Source organism: Paraburkholderia sp. D15, from assembly GCF_029910215.1.
Classification (GTDB): domain Bacteria; phylum Pseudomonadota; class Gammaproteobacteria; order Burkholderiales; family Burkholderiaceae; genus Paraburkholderia.
This window is the reverse complement of the sequence record NZ_CP110396.1, coordinates 1,687,728-1,706,793: the sequence shown is the minus strand read 5'-3', so window position 1 is coordinate 1,706,793 and position 19,066 is coordinate 1,687,728. Positions and strand designations below refer to the sequence as shown.

20 protein-coding genes are annotated in these 19,066 nt (G+C 61.0%); 10 read left to right on the top strand and 10 right to left on the bottom strand.

The features are described from left to right. Positions 1 to 97 precede the first annotated feature (97 nt). Both LFL96_RS27465 and LFL96_RS27460 read left to right on the top strand, forming a co-directional pair. Complete coding sequence (locus LFL96_RS27465; RefSeq protein WP_281001019.1) at positions 98 to 706, top strand: RNA polymerase factor sigma-70; 609 nt, start codon at positions 98 to 100, stop codon at positions 704 to 706. Next, positions 693 to 896: a zf-HC2 domain-containing protein gene (locus tag LFL96_RS27460; protein ID WP_281001018.1), complete on the top strand. Its 204-nt coding sequence runs from the start codon at positions 693 to 695 to the stop codon at positions 894 to 896. The genes LFL96_RS27465 and LFL96_RS27460 overlap by 14 nt, the downstream gene beginning before the upstream one ends. Positions 897 to 910: 14 nt before the next feature. On the opposite strand, the gene LFL96_RS27455 is transcribed toward LFL96_RS27460, so the two are convergent. The 3 genes from LFL96_RS27455 to arsC form a co-directional block, all read right to left on the bottom strand. Beyond that, positions 911 to 1,201, bottom strand: coding sequence for a DUF1272 domain-containing protein (locus LFL96_RS27455; RefSeq protein WP_281001017.1), 291 nt, complete (start codon positions 1,199 to 1,201; stop codon positions 911 to 913). A 206-nt stretch (positions 1,202 to 1,407) separates the two neighbouring features. Then, positions 1,408 to 2,784, bottom strand: coding sequence for a gluconate:H+ symporter (locus LFL96_RS27450; protein WP_281001016.1), 1,377 nt, complete (start codon positions 2,782 to 2,784; stop codon positions 1,408 to 1,410). A 538-nt stretch (positions 2,785 to 3,322) separates the two neighbouring features. Beyond that, positions 3,323 to 3,682, bottom strand: a complete 360-nt coding sequence (gene arsC / locus LFL96_RS27445; protein WP_281001014.1) for an arsenate reductase (glutaredoxin) — start codon at positions 3,680 to 3,682, stop codon at positions 3,323 to 3,325. A gap of 687 nt (positions 3,683 to 4,369) precedes the next feature. Between arsC and parA the strand changes: the two genes are divergently transcribed. Together parA and LFL96_RS27435 are read left to right on the top strand one after the other, a co-directional pair. After that, positions 4,370 to 5,032: a ParA family partition ATPase gene (parA, locus tag LFL96_RS27440; RefSeq protein WP_281001012.1), complete on the top strand. Its 663-nt coding sequence runs from the start codon at positions 4,370 to 4,372 to the stop codon at positions 5,030 to 5,032. 25 nt (positions 5,033 to 5,057) lie between these two features. Continuing rightward, the gene (locus LFL96_RS27435) at positions 5,058 to 6,116 is read left to right on the top strand and encodes a ParB/RepB/Spo0J family partition protein (protein ID WP_281001011.1); all 1,059 of its coding nucleotides are present in this window, start codon (positions 5,058 to 5,060) and stop codon (positions 6,114 to 6,116) included. Between the two features lie 83 nt (positions 6,117 to 6,199). On the opposite strand, the gene LFL96_RS27430 is transcribed toward LFL96_RS27435, so the two are convergent. Both LFL96_RS27430 and LFL96_RS27425 read right to left on the bottom strand, forming a co-directional pair. Further along, on the bottom strand, positions 6,200 to 7,555 hold the full coding sequence (locus tag LFL96_RS27430) for a replication initiation protein (protein ID WP_281001009.1): 1,356 nt from the start codon (positions 7,553 to 7,555) through the stop codon (positions 6,200 to 6,202). Between the two features lie 815 nt (positions 7,556 to 8,370). Beyond that, positions 8,371 to 8,547 (bottom strand): hypothetical protein, encoded by a 177-nt coding sequence (locus tag LFL96_RS27425; protein WP_281001006.1) that lies wholly within the window; start codon positions 8,545 to 8,547, stop codon positions 8,371 to 8,373. 787 nt (positions 8,548 to 9,334) lie between these two features. Here LFL96_RS27425 and LFL96_RS27420 point away from each other — a divergent pair. Continuing rightward, complete coding sequence (locus tag LFL96_RS27420; RefSeq protein WP_281001004.1) at positions 9,335 to 10,540, top strand: DNA-binding protein; 1,206 nt, start codon at positions 9,335 to 9,337, stop codon at positions 10,538 to 10,540. A 71-nt stretch (positions 10,541 to 10,611) separates the two neighbouring features. Here LFL96_RS27420 and LFL96_RS27415 read toward each other — a convergent pair whose 3' ends face one another. From LFL96_RS27415 to LFL96_RS27405, 3 genes are all read right to left on the bottom strand, one after another. Beyond that, entirely contained in the window at positions 10,612 to 11,694 is a 1,083-nt protein-coding gene (locus LFL96_RS27415; protein WP_281003875.1) for a tyrosine-type recombinase/integrase, read from the bottom strand. Positions 11,695 to 11,824: 130 nt separating this feature from the next. Next, positions 11,825 to 12,223, bottom strand: a complete 399-nt coding sequence (locus LFL96_RS27410; RefSeq protein ID WP_281001002.1) for a DUF2471 family protein — start codon at positions 12,221 to 12,223, stop codon at positions 11,825 to 11,827. Between the two features lie 114 nt (positions 12,224 to 12,337). Next, complete coding sequence (locus tag LFL96_RS27405; RefSeq protein ID WP_281000999.1) at positions 12,338 to 12,985, bottom strand: XRE family transcriptional regulator; 648 nt, start codon at positions 12,983 to 12,985, stop codon at positions 12,338 to 12,340. A 147-nt stretch (positions 12,986 to 13,132) separates the two neighbouring features. Here LFL96_RS27405 and LFL96_RS27400 point away from each other — a divergent pair, with 147 nt between their 5' ends. Then, positions 13,133 to 14,332, top strand: a complete 1,200-nt coding sequence (locus LFL96_RS27400; RefSeq protein WP_281000997.1) for a glycine C-acetyltransferase — start codon at positions 13,133 to 13,135, stop codon at positions 14,330 to 14,332. Between the two features lie 13 nt (positions 14,333 to 14,345). Continuing rightward, positions 14,346 to 15,374, top strand: a complete 1,029-nt coding sequence (gene tdh, locus LFL96_RS27395; protein WP_281000995.1) for an L-threonine 3-dehydrogenase — start codon at positions 14,346 to 14,348, stop codon at positions 15,372 to 15,374. Between the two features lie 102 nt (positions 15,375 to 15,476). Here tdh and LFL96_RS27390 read toward each other — a convergent pair whose 3' ends face one another. Then, a complete protein-coding gene (locus LFL96_RS27390) occupies positions 15,477 to 16,139 on the bottom strand; it encodes a YceI family protein (RefSeq protein WP_281000993.1) in 663 nt (220 codons plus the stop codon). Positions 16,140 to 16,249: 110 nt separating this feature from the next. On the opposite strand from LFL96_RS27390, the gene LFL96_RS27385 reads away from it, so the two are divergent. The 3 genes from LFL96_RS27385 (at position 16,250) to LFL96_RS27375 (ending at position 18,276) form a co-directional block, all read left to right on the top strand. After that, positions 16,250 to 17,008 carry a TetR/AcrR family transcriptional regulator gene (locus tag LFL96_RS27385; RefSeq protein WP_281000991.1) on the top strand — a complete coding sequence of 253 codons (759 nt, stop codon included), beginning with the start codon at positions 16,250 to 16,252 and terminating at the stop codon, positions 17,006 to 17,008. A gap of 17 nt (positions 17,009 to 17,025) precedes the next feature. Beyond that, a complete protein-coding gene (locus LFL96_RS27380) occupies positions 17,026 to 17,505 on the top strand; it encodes a nuclear transport factor 2 family protein (RefSeq protein ID WP_281000989.1) in 480 nt (159 codons plus the stop codon). A 252-nt stretch (positions 17,506 to 17,757) separates the two neighbouring features. Then, complete coding sequence (locus LFL96_RS27375; protein ID WP_281000987.1) at positions 17,758 to 18,276, top strand: hypothetical protein; 519 nt, start codon at positions 17,758 to 17,760, stop codon at positions 18,274 to 18,276. Positions 18,277 to 18,333: 57 nt separating this feature from the next. Here the strand turns inward: LFL96_RS27375 and LFL96_RS27370 are convergent, their stop codons facing one another. Then, complete coding sequence (locus LFL96_RS27370; RefSeq protein WP_281000985.1) at positions 18,334 to 19,065, bottom strand: LytTR family DNA-binding domain-containing protein; 732 nt, start codon at positions 19,063 to 19,065, stop codon at positions 18,334 to 18,336. Position 19,066: the final 1 nt, after the last annotated feature.

The following is a 19,066-nucleotide window of genomic DNA, read 5'->3' as shown; positions in this document are numbered from 1 at the left end:
GCGCTCGACGCCCCATTCCGCACAACGCAACTCATTTGCCCATGAACGACAAAACAACAAACGCGTGGCCCATGTCCATGCGGCGAAGGAACCGGCCATGCCAGCCGTGAACGGCCCCGCGCTCGACGACCCGGTTTATCTCGCGCAATTGCGACGCGATCTGGTGCGCTTCGCCCGTCTGCAATTGCGTGACGCCGCCGCGGCCGAAGACGCCGTCCAGGAGGCGCTGGCCGCGGCATGGACGCAGGCGGACCGTTTCGCCGCGCAGTCGGAGCATAAGACCTGGGTGTTCGGGATCTTGCGGCACAAGCTCGTCGACACGTTGCGCGCGCGGCAGCGGACCATCAATCTGTCAGCGCTGGAATCCGAACTCGACGGCGAAGCGCTGCTCGATCGCGAGCTTTTCAAGGACAACGGCCACTGGTCACGCGAGGCGAAACCCCGGCCGTGGCCGACGCCGGAAACCGCGTTGCGTCAGCAGCAGTTCTGGACGCTGTTCGAGATGTGTCTCGATCACCTGCCCGAACAGATCGGGCGCGTATTCATGATGCGCGAGTTCCTCGATCTGGAAACCGACGCGATCTGCGCCGAACTGAAGATGACCGCCAATCACTGCAGCGTGCTGATCTATCGCGCGCGCCTGCGTCTACGCACGTGCCTGAGCGAAAAGGGCCTATCCAGCGAGGATGCGAATGGGGAAATGTAAAAACATCACGCGCTTGTTGTCGGATGCGCTCGATCGCCGGTTGACGACCGGCGAGTGGGTGGCGATCCGGCTGCATCTGCCGACGTGTAGCGGCTGCCGCAACTACCGCAAGCAGATTCGTTTGTTGCGCGTCGCCGCGCGGACGGTGAGCGGAATCGAAGCGCCGGGCGCGGTGAATGGGGATGAGTGAACGCGTTGCGCGGTTTAACGCTCCACCGGCGGCGTATTCCGGTAACGCGCGAAGAAGTTGGCGTGCGCGGTTTCGTCGATCGAGATGGGCATCGGGTCGACGCGCGCCGGATGCTTGTCGAGTTGTGCGCGCGTGCGAATCGGCCGGTGCTGAAAATTGCCGCCGCAGTTCGGGCACACATTACGCAGCGTGCTGAGCGCGCATACCTCGCAGAACGTGCATTCGTAGGTGCAGATCATGGCGTCGGCGGCGTTCGGCGGCAGGGATTTGCCGCAGCCTTCGCAGGAGGGTCTGAGTTCAAGCATGGTGGCTCCGCGTCGAGAGGGAAGCGAGGTGCGCGGCACCTCGCCCGGACCAGCAGTGTATGACGCGTCCTCACGCAGAAAAGGACAGGCCGGCCGCATTTTCTGCCAACACGGCGCGTCGCGGAAGGGTTCGTCCGACGTTGCGTTGCCCGCCTTATTTCGTTATCTGCCCGATCTTCGTTATCTGCCCGATCGCCGCGTCACCGTCACGTGAGGATGCCCCACAGCACGAGCGTGAGCGCGAGGCCGACCACCGACACGATGGTTTGCAGAACCGACCAGACGAGCACCGTCTGTTTCAGTTGCAAGCCGAAGTATTCGCGCACCATCCAGAAGCCGGCGTCGTTCACGTGGCAGAAGAACACCGAGCCCGCGCCGATGGCGAGCGCCATCAGCGAGTTATGCGTCGCGCTGAGCCCCGCGACGACCGGCGCGACAATCCCCGCGGTCGTGGTGGTGGCGACGGTGGCCGAGCCGGTCGCCTGACGCAGCGCCACCGCGATCAGCCACGCGAGCAGAATCAGCGGCATGTGCGCGCCGACCGCGATCTTGCCGATCGTCGTGCTGATGCCCGCGACGACGAGCGCTTGTTTGAGGCCGCCGCCGGCGCCGATGGTCAGCAGCAGCGCGGCGATCGGCGGCAGGCTCTTGCGCAGAATGCCGCCGACGCGATCACGCGCCATGCCCCGCGACCAGCCCAATGCCACCACCGCGAACAGCACCGTGAGACCGAGCGCGATCAGCGGCTCGCCGAGGAAATTCAACGCGTCGAACAGAAACGTTTCAGGGTGCAGCAACAGCTTCGCGACCGTACGGCCCAACATGAGTACGACGGGCAGCAGGATCGTGATCAGCGAAATGGCGAAGCCGGGCGGTTCGGCGGCGTCTTCTTTCGCGGAGAAGAGCTTGCCCATTTCTTCCGGCTCGACTACGTGCATCCGCTTGGACAACCAGATGCCATAGAGCGGGCCAGCGAGAATCACGGCCGGAATCGCGACGATCAGACCGAGGCCGAGTGTCAGACCGAGATCGGCGTGCAGTGCGCTCACGGCGATCAGCGGCCCCGGATGAGGCGGCAGCAGCGCGTGCAGCGTGGTCATGCCGGCGAGTGCGGGGATGGCGATACGCAGAATCGGCTGTTGCGAACGGCGCGCCATGACGAAGATGATCGGCACCATCATCACGAGGCCGACTTCGAAGAAGAGCGGCAGGCCGATGATCAGGGCGACGAGCGCCATCATCCATGGCAGCGTGCGCGGGGTGGAGTGTTTGAGGATGGTCGACACGAGCCGATCGGCCGCGCCCGATTCGGCCATCAGCGCGCCGAGCATGGCGCCGAGCGCGATGATGATGCCGACATCGCCGAGCAGGGCGCCGGCGCCTTTACTGAACGCACTCGCGACGGCTTCGAGCGGCAGCCCCGCGGTGAAACCTGCCGCGAACGTGCCGACGAGGATCGACAGAAACGGCGCGAGCTTCAGCACGCTGATGAAGACGATGATGAGCGCGAGCCCGAGCGCGCAGGACAGAATCAGTTGAGTGTCGTGGGAGGACCACGGCGCGAGTGTTGTCGTCAGATGCACGATGTCCCTTTATATCAATTGACGCATCCGCGACCGCGCGGATGACGGATTGTAGCGGGGCGGGGGAAATCGAAGCAGTGAGATGAACGGATGGGCGTTGGGGGCGACGGGTTTGGAAAGTTGAGGCACACGGATGAAAGCGCGCGTGCGAGTTTGATGTCGAGACGGCCGAACCGTGCGCTGCGGGTTAGCGGAATGTGACCGAAGTTGAATCGGGGTGAGGACACGGCCGGAGAGTTCGCGTACGCAAGGTTGATTTCCTCCGATGTGGATGGAGTAAAGAAAATCGAAAGCGACGCGTATTTATAGTGCGGACATATTTTTTAGAGAATTGAGCACCCGTTCGAGAAGAACGAGCGCTGCGGGCCGGGGAAGGCAATCCCCGGCGAATCGCAAGGTGGCTGGGGCGGGCGGGTGGCGATCTAGCGATCTAAAAACGACCGCCGTGAGCCAGGGCAACGATGCGGTTAAAGCAGTCTCGGTTGACGGGAAGGTAGAGTTTGCGGCCAGCTTGCACCGTTGATACGTCGAAGACTGATCAGGCGAAAAGGGCGTTGATATTTTCGGTAGGGCGTCCGATCACGGCACGGCCGTTACGCACGACGATGGGCCGTTGGAGGAGGATGGGATGCTGGGCGATGGCTGCGAGAAGTTGTTCATCGGTGAGGGAAGTATCGGCGAGATGAAGCTCTTTGAATTCGGCTTCGGTATCGCGAATCATCTCGCGGACGGGGCAGCCTAGCTGCGCATTCAATTGCTTGAGCTGATCGACCGATAGCGGCTGCTTCAGATACTCGATGACCTGGGTCGGCTCATTGGTCTCGGCGCAGGTGGCGGAGATCAGTTCGCAGGCGGCGCGCGACTTGGAACAGCGGGGATTGTGGTAGATGGTGATCATGATCAGGAGGGGCGGGAGGCGAGTTTTGAGGTTAAGGGTTAGGACTTGCTGACATGGATTTTAGCGGGCGAGCGCCGCTGCTAACCCATCACCCAGCGCAAATCCATCTCGTCGTGGGTACCGCTCCCCATGAACACCATATCGGTTTATGCGCATAAACAGGCGACGTCGCGCCCCTGAACAACCTAGACGACAGGCCTCCCACGCCTAATTCTTCCGCTCAAGTCAACGGCCACGATCGCCCGAGCGCAAAGAATCTTTATGCGCATAAAGCCCCACCTCGATCTCGAAAATAGGCCTTCCGCCAAGGCAACCCCGACGCCCCCACCGCAAGCCCCCTGGTGTTGAGCAAACCGTTCCGGCGAGCGCGTGCGCGAGCCGGGATGAATGACTGCTGTGCCACGAGGGGGAAATGTGCGAGGGCACGGATTCCAGATGGGCCACTACCGTGGCTGTGCGAGGTGCCCGCTTATGAGCTGGCGGTGTGAAGCGGCTTTCTCTGCTTACTCTCTTTGCCGCGGCAAAGAGAGTAAGTGCCGCCCCGCACAGGGGCAACGCTAATAAACCAACAACCTAAGAACAAAACTACCAAAACACCAACCCTCCACAAAGAAATTAAAAAACAAGTTCAAATCCCAAATCCCCCCAGGTAAAATCCCTCAGCATCTAAAAAAAGAGAGGTGAAATTTGGCAGCAGAAATCATCGCGGTAACGCAACAAAAAGGCGGAGTCGGCAAAAGCACAATCGCGATGCACCTCGGCGCTGCGTTTCACGAAAAAGGCAAGCGTGTCCTCGTCGTCGACGCCGACGGCCAAAACACCCTGATCCACTGGGCCAGTGCCTCCTCCGACAACGACAACGGTATCCCCTTCCCGGTCGTGAACCTCTCCGAGGCCGGCAGCCAGATCCACCGTGAGATCAAGAAATTCGTCTCCGACTACGACATCATCGTCGTCGACTGCCCGCCGTCCATCACGGAAAAGGTCTCCGGCGTCGTCCTGCTGGCGGCAAGCGTCGCGGTAATCCCAACGTCGTCATCCCCCGCCGATTACTGGTCTAGCATCGGCCTGGTCAAACTGGTCCAGCAAGCGCAGGTCATGAACGAAGACCTCCGCGCGGTCTTCCTGCTGAACAAGACCGAAGAGAAGCGAATGCTCACGCGCGAACTGAAGCGCGCGCTGGAAGAACTCGGATTCCCCCTCCTGAAGACCCAGATCCCGACGCGCGAAGCCTACAAGCAGGCCATGGCGTTAGGCCAGACGGTGCTTCAAATGAACGATCGCGGCGCCAAGCTCGCGGCGATCGAAGTACGGGCGTGCGCCAACGAGATCGCCGCCCTGCTCCCGTGAAATTTATGCGCATAAAGGACCCTGAATGAAACCCTCCCAATTTGCCAAAGGCTTTCAAGCACGTCCTGACACGACCAGCAGCGAAAAGCGAACCGCACTCGACCGTCTGAACGCCATCGACGGTCTGGTCAAGAACGGCCCGAAGGGCAATGAGATCCCGAGCCGTTCGATGCCCGCCGTCGCGCCGTCGTCGGCACTCGACGATGCCGAAACCCTCGACATCGCCGACGAATCTGCTGCCTATCGCGCATGGCGTCTCGCGCATCACTACCGCCCAGGTCAGGTGATCGACCTCGCGCTGAAGACGATCAAGCCGAGCCCGTTCAACCCGCGGCACTTTTATCTGAAGGCGTCGATCGCCGAACTCGCCGTGAATCTGGCGAAGCAAGGTCAACAGCAAGCGATCCACGTCATTCCCGACTACGACAATCCCGGCAGCTACTTCGTCAGCGATGGCGGCCGGCGCGTACGTGCGTTGAAGGAAGCGAACAAGGAATCGGTGAAGGCGATCGTCATCGACCTGCCGATCGGTATTCAGAGCTACAAGCTCGGCTACGACCTGAACGTCCAGCGCGATTCGCAAACCGTGTTCGACAACGCGGTGGTCTGGAAACGCTTTCTCGACGATCGGCATTTCCAGAGCCAGAAGGAGCTTGCGGAGCACCTTGGACTGGACGAGTCGACGGTAACGGTCGCGTTGTCGATCGCCAAGCTGCCCGAGGTCGTGATGCACGAGATGGTCGCGCGCCCGGACCGCTTCGGCTCGAACATGGCGTATCAGGTCGGCCGGTATCACACGGCTCGCGGCGCGGATGCGACGCTTCGTCTGATCAACAAAATCCTCTCCGACGACCTGAGCACGCGCCAGGTTGCGGACATCGTGAAAGGCCGGGCGAGCGAGCAGGAGAGCAGCAAGCCGGCGGGGCGCCAGCGCTACGCTCAGCGTCTCGAGATCAAGATGGATGGCGTCTCGGTCGGTGATCTCAAATCGTACGGCGATGACCGGATCGAACTGCGCTTGAAAGGGCTCTCTCGTGAAAAGCGCGACGACATCCTTCGTCAGATTGAGAAGATGCTGAAGTAAAGCAAATAACGGAAGTTTGGGCGTAGCAAGAAAAAGGGCGGAGGCGCTACATCAAGCGCCTCCGCCCTTTTTTGCTGAATGGATTACGCCGCGCGCGATTGGCTCAGCGTGAAGGCGAGCAGATCGCCATCGGTCGGATCGCCCCAGGTCTTGCGCGCCAGCCAATCGAAAAACGCCGTCTCGACGATCTTCGAATCGAGGCCACGACGACGCCAGTCGTCGCGCATGTGCGTGCCGAGCGCCGGCAACTCGTCTTCTTCGAACGATTGCCGCGCGAGCTCCCGTTCCGACTCACCTTGCTCGTTGTACAGCTCGTACGCTTCCTTGCGACGATGCGCCGAGTACTCGCCCAGCAGGCGCGCCTTGAGATCGTCGGCGGGTGCCGCCACCGCGGCCTTGCCACCGGCGCCCGAGCCGGACGGCAGCACCTCGACCGGGGGCGCATAGCCTTTCTTCAACGCGTCCTTGAACAGCGCCGGCGCGCTGCGCACCGGCGGCAACGACGTGCTGCGCATGCGTTGTTCCGTCATTTGCAGCGCGGCGCGGATCCGGTTCTCTTCGCTATCGGCGTAAAGGGTCTGCGCTTCCTTCAGCGGAATGCCGATCTTCACCATCCGGTCGACCAGCGTGCTGTCGAACACGTTCGGGTGTTCGTCGAGCGCGAGCATCGGCTGCTTGCGCTCGGTCACACGGAACTGGATCTCGGCGACGCGCCGTCCTTCCCGATGTTCGATCAGCTCGACAAAGATATTCGTGACCGCGTTGACTTCGGCAATGGCCGGACGCAGGTAATCGCGCTTGAAGTACTTGTATTCGCGCTTCGCCTCGTCGCCGGCTTCCGTGTCCGGCGTGCCGGAGAGGATAGGGCGCCACCATTCCCACGTCTCGCGCATCGTCAGATGACTGGGGTTGGTCAGATAGCGCACGCAGATCTCGTAGAGCGCGAGGCCCGCGCTGCTGCGCAACTGGCTCTGAAACTGAAGACTCAGCCGCGCGTATTGCACCGGGTCGAGCAGCTTCTTCTTGATTTTCGGTGCGAACGAGAACTCGACCCACACGCGGCGCGTAGTGGGATCTTCGAGAATTTCCGCGTCGGCAATCAACGTGGAAATACCCCATTTGCGGCCCGGCTTCTGACTGGACGTGCCACTGCTCCATTCGACCTGCACCGACACCATGCGCCGCAAATGCTCTTTGACGAGGGCGGTGTCGTTGGAATCGAATGCGGAGTTGGCGACGATGTCGGACAGCAGCGCGCGATACGTGTCGCCCGATTCGTCCGCCTGCTGAGCGACCGCAAGCAGCACGTTGAACAGCTTGCGGGTCAGCAGCGTGATCTTGCCGCTTTTGGGCTGAATCGCGATCGCCTCGACGGCTTTGCGCAATTCGGCCGAGCTGGGGCTAACTACGTCGGTCTTCTTCGCGCGCTTAGTGGCCATGCGTCGGGTCGAGGAGGGAATTTGGCGAGAGCATACCGGCTGTGGTGATACCCGTCTATAGCAGGCCTCTCACCGTTGCGGGTGAAGTCAGTTTACGAAGCACGGCTCACCTCGAGCAACTCCCGAAAACCCTCACCTCATTGTCTGGAGCCAGGTCGAGACCATCCTTACGGGTCGCGGGCCAGGCAAATTCAGGCTTTCCGCCAGGTAAACGCAAGCGTGCTGACCTGCTCCCGAATATTCTCACCTGAAAAATATTTTGGGGCTTTTCACGGCGAGCGATCGAGCGAGCGACGCCTCACTCGCAGCCAGCGAGACCGAATCCGTCAGCCAGGAAGGGCTCCAACCGGTGCGAAACCTCGCTTTCATCTACACGCTGGCCTCAACTCTCTCGACACGCCCCCGAAAACACTCACCTTTACCGCGGCGCGAGGCCTGAAACGGCGAGGCCTTGAGCGTAACGAGCATGTTGGACAGTGGGAAATCGCTCCCGAAAATACTCACCTGAGACGCCGCAACGCAGAATAATCAGCGACGTCGCAAGCTCCTGAAAACCCTCACCTTTGCGGCACACACAAAAAATATTCAATGAATTCATGCAATTAGAAAACATGAATTGGCAACTAACGCGTGGTGAGGTCCCGCAAAATCTCACCTTGGGCAATTCCTCGGTGAATTTCCTCGCGCCGCATAGCCTCCCGAAACATCCCGAAAAGCCTCACCTTTGAAATTTAGCGAGCAGGATTTCCATGTGATTCGGCGTACGTCCAACGGGCTTTTCCGGGCCGACACGCGCTTTTTTGTCCCGAATTCCCTCACCTCAGCGCTATCGAGGACCTCAAAAGCCTCCCGAAAAACCTCACCTTTGTCCAAAACTGGAGCGTTTCATGCTCCACCGCTTCCGTCGCCTGCACGCTCCCGAATTCCCTCACCTTAGGCCTCCACGCGTCGACAAACACCTCAAGCTCCATGCCAAAGCGCACTTCGGGCACTGACCAGCTCCCGCAAACACTCACCTTAAGCCTGCAATGCACAAAAATCTGGCAAAAATGGCAGCGGAGCCCCGTAAAATCTCACCTTCGGTTCCCGTTTTCTCCCGTCTTGACTCACCAAAGGGGTAACCGCGGCCGTAACACAGACAAAAATCAGCCGACAAGCATGTCCCGAAAGCGCTCACCTTCGGCCAAACCACCCGCACTGCATTGAATTCCGTGCCAACGGGCCGTTCCCGGCGGCCAGGTCCCGCAAAATCTCACCTTTGTGTTAACCGTACTTTGCCCATCGGTCCCGAACCCGCTCACGTTGTGTCCCGGACCCGCTCACCAAGGCCCCCGAACCCCATCACTCAACCCTCCCGCAAGACCTCACCATCTCTCCCGGAAAGCTTCACCTTACTTCTCTGAAACGCCCACCAGGTAAGGCTTTGCCATGGCGTTAACGTTTTTAACATGGGTTCAAAGGTGTTTACTTTTATTACTCTCTAGAACCTACCCCGTGCGTCCTTCGGACAACAGCCTCCAAAACCACGCTGCCGCCGTGATACGTGTCGTGAAACAGTACGCGATCACTGAAAAACCAGATAAAACTGTTTGTCTACAAAGACTTATTGGCTATTCTTCGTTTTGTTTCACGGAAAAGGCGTCGCTATGACGTTTACGATGCACGTCTAAAGCGTCAGATCACGCGGAATTGGCCAAAAGACATAGCACCGAACAAATTCGTATCAAACACTACGTAAATTGTTATGATTCGTGGAATTCGAGTGACATCGAGGTATACATGAATCTGGATCAGCTGCGGCAGACCATTCGCGACGAGCTCGACGCGATGCGGACCAGCGGTGCGCGACGGCAAGAACTTTCTCTCCACGCATGCAAGCGCCTGTTTTTCGATCTCGGCATTCGCCCTTCCATGGCGGCTGTCCGTGATCTGACGCAAACCGGTAGCGCGAGCGACATTCCTAAAGACATCGATCATTTCTGGGAACGCATCCGTCATGCGTCTCGAGTGAAGGTCGGTGCTGGCGCCATTCCGAAAGCGCTCGAAGAGCGCGCCGGCGAATTACTGGGTGCGTTGTTCGAAGAAGCGGTCATCCAGGCGAAAACTTCGTTGGACGATGAACGCGCGGAAATTCGCACGCAATTAACGGAAGCCGTTCAACGTACCCGCGACGCGGAAATTCGCCTCGAAGCATCGGAAGACGCGATCAAACGCAGCGAAGCACGTGCCGATACCGCTTGGGATAGAGTCCGCGCGCTGGAAACCCAGCTATCCAGCGCGACAACGAACGGCAATGCACATCAGGAAGGTTTACAGGCGACGGTGCGTCGAATCGAACAGGAAAACGAGACGCTGCGGCAACGCCTCGAGTCCGAGTTCGCCACCAATGCGACACTTCGCGACCGGATCGACGCATTGCACGTCGATTTGCGGCAAAGCACCGAACATTATGCGCAGCAGATCAAAGACGCGGTCGCTGAAGCGGAACGTCGCGTCAAACCGATGCTGGTCGAACTGGATTCGCTGCGCAACATGGCCGCTACCTACCAATCGGGCGTTCGCGATGCCAGCCGGAAGGAATTCGAGTTCATCCAGCAGATCGCAGCGGCCAAGGCGCGCGGCGACCGGCTCGATGCGCAACTGCGCGAGCAATCCGATGAAGTCGATGCGCTCACCAAGGAGGTCGCCGCGCTGCGCGGCCAGCAGGGAATCGACCCGGCGATCGCCAATCTGCTGTGTTCGCTCGTGGAAGCCGGGCGGCTAAGTGGCGCTGAATTACAGGCGATCGGTACCGTGGCTGACGGACACGTGAAACTGCCATCGCGTTGTCCAAAGTGCGAGGAAGGTGAGCCGGAGCTGTCCCAAGTCGATCACCGCTTCGAGTTGCAGTGCCCGGAGTGCGATCACTCGTCCGGGCTAGGCCAGTCAAGGCTTGAAGCGGTCAGCCGTTTTCTGTCGGACGACCCGATCGAGACGTCCGCATGACGAATAACGTGCAGCCACGACGGATAAAACGCTAAAGGTGAGGAAATTCGGGACTCCAAAGGTGAGGATTTTCAGGGCTCGATTCCTCCCTTTTTCCTCGTCAAACGCCCGTCGCGTCTAGGTTCTGCCAAAGGTCGAGCCGCCGGATCCGGTTCGTCGACGATGGGCGGATCCTGTCGATCTGCCCACATCTCCCACGCGCGATAAAGCCGGTTCGCCGAGACGCCCTGCACAAATCCCAGCCATTGTCCGACCAGTTCCGCCTCTACCCCGCTTTCGAACAGGTCCGCCGCGAACGTGTTGCGCAGCGTTTGCGGACTGGCGCGTGAGGTACGCGACGCGGCGATGCCGGCGGCGTCGACCAGCGCGTCGACCGAACGCAGCATGGTGGCCTTGTGCATCGGCCGCCCGGAAGGCGATGCGGGGAAGACAAGATTGCCCGCCAATTCCGACAGACGCCGCTCGGCGAGCCATGTGTCGAGAATGGCCGCCGCGAAGGGAGCAAGCCGGGTACGGCGCGTCAGCATCGGATTCGCGGACTCGATCGTGACCCACGGCGAGCCAGCAATCACGCAACTAACCGAAAGTGCGCCCGCCTCGCCGGTTTTCAGTCCGCCGCCGAGAAACACAGCGATCAGTGCCCGATCGCGCCGCTCTCGCCAACGCTGCGCCGCCGACATCGCCGGCAATGGCGAGAACAGATGTGCAATCAGCGCGGTCCGTTCGGCATGGGTGAGAAAGCCGGTGGGTTCATTGTCGCGGGCGTTGCGCCAGTTTGCTTCGCCATCCTGAGCGATGAAGCGGGCGGGATTGGTCGACGCGGATTCGATTTCGCGGACATGATCCAGCACCCGCTCGATCAGGCGCAGATAGCGGACGCGCTGTGGCTTTCGAACCGCCAGACTGCCGACGAATTCGGCGATGGTTTGCGTATCCACCGTCACGAGACTTTTCTGACGTACCGCAAGCCAGTCGAGAAACTGTCCCCATTGCGCTTGATAAACCTCGGCCGACGACCGCCGGAAATGTTGCATGGCAAGCCACGCGTCGAAGGCGATCTGCGGATCGCGACGCCAGTCGTCACGCTGCTGATCGAAAAGATCGGTGGAGGGCGCGGGCCGGGGAACGGGGTCGGACAGGTTGGGAGGTGACATGGCTTCTCTTTCCGTTAGTTGCACACATTGTAGGGGCTAACGGGGTGAAGCAAACGACTACGACGAGAGGACAAACCCAGGAGAGCGAACGGAACCGCCCAAACGGCCAAAACGGCCAAGACAGAGAAGACTAATCGCCCCAGGCGCGCGCGCGTTTGAGCGGCGCATCCTGTCCCGCCGACCGAGTCGCGCGGCGAGCGGCTTCTTCATAAGCGCAAACAGCGAACGCGAACACGGCGGGCAACGCCGTCGACATGCCGAAGTCGACGCCTTCGTCCGTTTCCGGATAAGGCAACTCGGAAGGTCGCTGAAACAGCCCAAGCATCAGCGCGTCATGACGGCTGGCGAAACCGAGGTCGGCGAGCGCTTCCGCCTCGATGGCGTGCAGAAGGCGCCAGGTTAGCGGCACCTGCTGAACGATGTACCGCGCGGCGATGGCGCGCACGATGCGTTCGAGGTCGCGCGCGGCGGTTTGATAGCGCAGCGCGGCCAGAGCGTGGTCGGTAGGGTCGGTCGTCAGGTCGTTCATGGTCGGCTCCAGTCGATACCCAATACTGTACAAATATACAGTGTTCGACGCAACCTCCTGCCAACCATCTAATCATCCGAATCCACGTCATCCACAGAAAGGTGAGCCTGCCGGCTAGCCGTGAATCACCACCAGCAAGGCTTTCGCCTCGCCTTTACCGGCATTGCGGATCGCGTGCGGTTCGTCCGCGACATAGCGCGCGGTGTCCGCGCTCTTCAGGCGCTTCGTCGTGCCGGCCGCATCGATTTCGATCGTGCCGTGCAACACGGTCAGGTGTTCGCGCGTGCCGGGTTCGTGCGCGTTCGACACCAGCGCCCCGCCGGGTTGCAGCGTCAGTTCGTACCACTCGAACTTACCGGCGAGTTCGATCGGCCCCCACACTCGCAACTGATATTTGGCGTCGTGGCCGCTCAACGTGGGAATCTCATGCGGACCGGAGACGGCGATGGCCTCGGGCGTTTTCTGCGGCGCGAACAGCGAGTCGAGGCTGACGCCTAGCGCGTTGGTCAACCGCCAGGCGACCGCGATGGTCGGATTGGCCTTGTCGCGCTCGATTTCCGATAGCATGGACTTCGACACACCGGCCGCGCGCGACAGATCGTCGAGCGTCATCCGGCGTTCGGCGCGCAAACGCTGAATCTGCTCGCCAACGCGTGGCGGTGCCGCGCTCGCGGAGGCCGGCAGCGCGCTTGCCGCAGGCGCCGCGGCGGCCGAAACAGCCGAAACGCGGCGATTACCCGAACTTGCCATTTCCTGACCCATCGTTTAGAGTTGTTCGATATACCGGATTTTAGTTCGAAAAAACGAATTTATCCGATAAAGCTGACAGCCGACTATAACAGGCTGCTTCGTGGCCGCCCGTGCCGCACAACGGCGCGGGCGCACCCACCCATTTCAGGAGTCTGGTTCATGCGTGACCTTTACCTCGCCCATCTGCGCGGCACTCTCGAACAGATTCGCGCCGACGGCTTCTATAAGCACGAGCGCGTGATCGACAGCCCGCAATCGGCCGACATCCGGCTGGCGAACGGCACAGGCGTACTCAATTTCTGCGCGAACAACTACCTGGGTCTTGCCGACGACGCGCGTCTGATCGACGCCGCGAAGCAGGGTCTCGACCGCGACGGCTTCGGCATGGCGTCGGTGCGCTTCATCTGTGGCACGCAAAGCGTGCACAAGCAGCTCGAAACGGCGCTCGCCGCATTTCTGCAAACCGACGACTGTATTCTCTATTCCAGCTGTTTCGACGCAAACGGCGGCCTGTTCGAAACGCTGCTCGACGAGAACGACGCGATCATCAGCGACGAGTTGAATCACGCCAGCATCATCGATGGTGTGCGGCTTTCCAAGGCGAAACGCTTTCGCTACAAGAACAACGACCTCGCCGATCTCGAGGCGCGTCTGAAGGAAGCGGACGCCGCCGGCGCGCGCTTCAAGCTGATCGCGACGGACGGCGTGTTCTCGATGGACGGCATCATCGCCAACCTCGCCGGTATCTGCGATCTGGCGGATCGCTACGGCGCGCTCGTAATGGTCGACGATTCGCACGCCGTGGGTTTCGTCGGCGAACATGGCCGCGGCACACCGGAGCATTGCGGCGTGATGGCGCGCGTCGACATCATTACCGGCACGCTCGGCAAAGCGCTTGGCGGCGCATCGGGCGGTTACGTCGCGGCGCGCAAGGAAATCGTGGAATTGCTGCGTCAGCGCTCGCGTCCGTATCTGTTCTCGAACACATTGACGCCGAGCATTGCCGCCGCGTCGCTGGAAGTACTCGAACTGCTGGCCAGCGACGAAGGCGCGCAATTGCGGGCACGTGTGCGCGAAAACGGCGCGCACTTCCGCAGCAAGATGAGCGCGCTCGGCTTCACGCTCGTGCCCGGCGAACATCCGATCATTCCGGTCATGCTGGGCGACGCGCAACTCGCGTCGAAGATGGCCGACGCCTTATTGAAGGAAGGCGTCTACGTGATCGGCTTCTCGTTTCCGGTGGTCCCGAAGGGGCGCGCGCGCATCCGCACGCAGATGAGCGCCGCGCATACGACCGAGCAGATCGACCGCGCCGTGGACGCGTTCGCGCGCGTCGGCCGCGAACTCGGCGTGATCTGATCCGGAGGCGCACATGAAAGCATTGGCTAAACTCGAACGCGCGCCGGGGCTCACGCTCACGGACGTCGCGAAGCCCGAAGTCGGTCATAACGATGTGATGATCCGCATTACGCGCACCGCGATTTGCGGCACCGACATTCATATCTGGAAGTGGGACGACTGGGCGCAGAAAACGATTCCCGTACCCATGCACGTCGGCCACGAGTATGTCGGCGAAATCGTCGAGATGGGCCAGGAAGTGCGCGGCTTTGCGATCGGCGACCGCGTGTCGGGCGAAGGGCACATTACCTGCGGCTTCTGCCGCAACTGTCGCGCGGGGCGCCGGCATTTGTGCCGCAACACGGTGGGCGTCGGCGTGAATCGCGAAGGCGCGTTCGCCGAGTATCTGGTGATTCCGGCCTTCAACGCATTCAAGATTCCGCCGGAGATCTCCGACGACCTCGCCGCGATTTTCGATCCGTTCGGCAATGCCACGCATACGGCGCTGTCGTTCAATCTGGTCGGCGAGGACGTGCTGATCACCGGCGCGGGACCGATCGGGATCATGGCGGTCGCGATTGCGAAACACGTCGGCGCGCGCAACGTCGTGATTACCGACGTCAACGATTACCGTCTCGAACTCGCGCGCAAGATGGGCGCGACGCGCGCGGTGAACGTGTCGCGCGAGTCGCTGCGCGATGTGATGGCGGATCTGCACATGACCGAAGGCTTCGACGTCGGCCTGGAAATGTCCGGCGTGCCGAGTGCGTTTACCAGCATGCTCGAAGCGATGAACCACGGCGGCAAGATCGCGTTGCTCGGTATTCCGCCCGCGCAAACCGCGATCGACTGGACCCAGGTGATTTTCAAGGGCCTCGAAATCAAGGGCATTTACGGCCGCGAGATGTTCGAGACCTGGTACAAGATGGTCGCGATGTTGCAGAGCGGTCTGGATCTGTCGCCGATCCTGACGCATCATTTCAAGGTCGACGATTATCAGGAAGCGTTCGCCACGATGCTGTCCGGCGAGAGCGGCAAGGTGATTCTGGATTGGACCGCTTGAGTTGAAACGAGCTGAAAACGAGTAGAAAACGAGTGGAAACGAAAGCGACGGCACGCTACGAGCGATGACCGCCGCGATAGACCCGCAACGCCCGCATCGCGCTTACGCGCCTGCGGGCGTTTTCACGAACTCCGCCTGAATGCGCACGTGAATGTCGTCGCCGACGGCCGGGTACCACGTCGCGAGGCCAAACTTCGCGCGGCTGAAATGGCCATCGGCGGAAAAACCGAGCGTGTCTTTTTTCGTCAGCGGGTCCGGCGCGAAGCCGTTGAAAGTGACGTCGAGCGAAACCGGCTGCGTCACGCCGTGAATGGTCAGATTGCCGGTCAACGTGCCGCGCGAATCGCCGGTGCGCTCGAAGCGCGTGCTCACGAAACGGATCTCCGGATAGCGTTCGACGTCGAGCATGCTGTCGCTTTTCACCATCTTGTCGAGCAAGGGCACGTTGGTGTCGATGCTTGCGGCGTCGATCGTGATCGAGGCCGTGCTCTTGTCCAGACCGCCCTCGTTCCAGTCGAGCTGCCCGCGTTTGCGATCGAAGCGCATCGTGAAGCGCGAGTATTTGAAGTGATCGATGTCGAAGGTGATGCTGCAATGATCCGGATCGATCTCATAGCGGCCGGCCGGCACGCGTGTTTCGTTCTGACTGACCGAGTGCGTGAGTACCTGAATCGGTGTGCAGGCGATCGCGCTCAGCAGCGCGACGCTGAGTACGCCGCGTCCCAAAACGCGCACGAACGCGGCGCGGACTGTCGATGAGCTCATAAGGTTCGTTCCGGTTGACCGATCGCGATCAAGATTGCAGGTCGCGTACCTCGTCCGCAAAAAGCACGCGAAGGCTTGACGAAGGAGAATGATCGTTCTACCCTTCGCACATGGCTACCGATACCCGAACCGATACTGAAACCGAAACCCAGGCGGACGCCTCGTCGCCCGGCAGCGCGCGCGACCGGCTGCTCGACGCCGCCGAGGCGCTGATCTACGCCGGCGGCATCCACGCAACCGGCGTGGATGCGATCGTCAAGCAATCCGGCACGGCGCGCAAAAGTTTCTACACGCACTTCGGATCGAAGGACGCACTGGTCGCCGCCGCGCTCGAACGGCGCGACGAACGCTGGATGAACTGGTTCATCGCGGGTACGCAACAGCGCGGCAAGACTGCGCGAAAACGTCTGCTCGGCATGTTCGACGTGTTGCGCGCATGCTTTGCATCGGAGGATTTTCACGGCTGTGCGTTTCTGAACGCGGCCGGCGAGATTGCCTCGGCGGAAGACCCGATCCGTATCGTTGCGCGCGAACATAAAGAGCGGCTGCTCGCGTTCGTGCGGACGCAGTGCGATGAATTCGTCAACGAGTCCAGCGTGAATGGCACGAGCGGAACGAGTGGAGCGAGCGCGATCAACCATCGCCATGCCGCGCGTCTGTCGCGGCAATGGCTGGTGCTGCTCGACGGCGCGATCGCCGTTGCGCTCGTAAGCGGTGATCCCGATGCCGCGCTCGACGCGCAGACCGCCGCGCGTGCCGTTCTCGACGCACAGACCGCGGGCCCCGCTAGCGGCGCCAAGCCATCCACCGGCACGACTGCCGAACCCGCTTCACGCAAACGGCCGCCATCCCGGCGCACCGCAACTTGATTGAACAAGGAAACATCATGGCCGACCCGATCGAAACCCGCCCGCCGCTCCCGCCCTTCACGCGCGAAACCGCGATCCAGAAAGTGCGTGCCGCCGAAGACGGCTGGAATACCCGCGACCCTGAACGCGTATCGCTGGCGTATACCGTCGACAGCGTCTGGCGCAATCGCGCCGAGTTCACGCATGGGCGCGCGGAGATCGTCGGGCTGTTGCGGCGCAAATGGGCGAAGGAACTCGACTATCGCCTGATCAAGGAGCTGTGGGCATTCACCGATAACCGCATCGCGGTGCGCTTCGCCTATGAATGGCACGACGATTCGAATAACTGGTTCCGCTCGTACGGCAACGAGAACTGGGAGTTCGACGAACACGGTCTGATGGCGCGCCGTCACGCGAGCATCAACGACCTGCCGATCCGCGAGGCGGACCGTCTGTACCGCTGGCCGCTGGGCCGTCGTCCCGACGAACATCCGGGGCTGTCCGACCTCGGCCTGTGATTCTGTCCGCCGGCGGCAGAGCATCGGTTGAAATCGCAAATAAAACCGCGACAAAAACCGCGATCTTCACCGCTCTGCCATCGGTTCTCCGTTATCGTTCCGGTTTCAGGCGGCGGGGCATGACTTGTGCCCGCACGCCCGAGCGCGTCCTCAACATCGCGCGTGAAGGTTGAGGTACAGTGCGCGACGGGCGGCAAGCTCCCCAATCCAGAACATAGATGACGCCGGCGCGCGACCGGTGGCGGAGAAGACATGCATTTTCGGCAGATCAAGAAGAACATCCGACGCGGCGCATTTGCTGTGGTCGCCAGCCTCGCCGCGGCATCGACGGCACATGCGGGGAGTTGGTGCGATGGCGGCGTCTGGGTCGACGCGATGCTCGGCTCGTATCACATCAATCCCGATCCGGGCACGCACTTCGAGCAGTTCAATCCTGGCCTCGGCGTCGAATGCTGGCTCAACAATCAGTGGGCGCTGACGGCGGGTGGTTTCCGTAACTCGCTGCGTCGCCCGTCCTATTATGGCGGCGGCGTCTACGCGCCGGAGTTCCTGCACTGGGGCATCGTGCGGATCGCGGCGATGGGCGGGATTATCTCGGGCTATAACTACGGCAACTGGGGTCTGGGCCGCGATCATACGATCGGGCCGGTGGTCGCGCCGATCGTGATGGTCGAATACAAACGGGTGGGGGCGAACTTCATCGTGATCCCGCCGATTCCTTCGGATAATTTGCCGTTTACGATCGGGTTTCAGGTGAAGGTGAAGTTTTGAGTGAGCTGTGGCGCTACCCGCGGTCCGGCAGGGCAAGCTCAGCGGTGATATGGCCGCTCACATTTGCTTGAAGAGGCCAACGCAACCGCGACTGACCGGCAAGAGGTCCGCGCAGCCAATCAGGTGGATACGCAAGCGACCGAGCAGATCGCGTTCGACCCGGTCGATTGCCGAATACGCCACGATGGCGCTTCGATGCACTTGCGCAAAACTGTCGGCGTCGAGACGAGGCATCAGATCTTTGAGCGATGTCCGGATAATGTGCCTACGCTCGCGAGTCACCACTTCCGTGTACTTGTCGGTTGCCTTGAAGTACAGCACGTCGTCCACCGGCACCAGATGGGTTGCATCTTTCAACCCTACCGTCAGCCATTTGATCGGCGCGGCGTCATTGGAGGAAACGATGGGCGCCGTGGTGGTGAGATCGGGGGCAAGCCAGTTGCCGCGTTGCAGTTTTGCAATGCAACGGAGAAGCCGGTCGTCGTTGAGCGGCTTCAGAAGATAGTCGACGGCGGAAGTATCGAAAGCTTGTACCGCGTACTCGTCGTAAGCAGTGACGAATACAACACGTATATTCGGCAGCAATCGCGCTATCTGAAGTCCGTCGACACCGGGCATCCGAATGTCGAGAAACGCAAAATCGGGTTGTTTGGCATTCAACTCAGCCAATGCGTCCACGCCGTTGTTCGATATCGCGACGATCTGCAACTCCGGCCAGAAATGAGCCAGACGCGAAGTGAGTTCGGCGGACAGGTTCGGTTCATCATCGGCGATCAGGGCAGTCGGCATA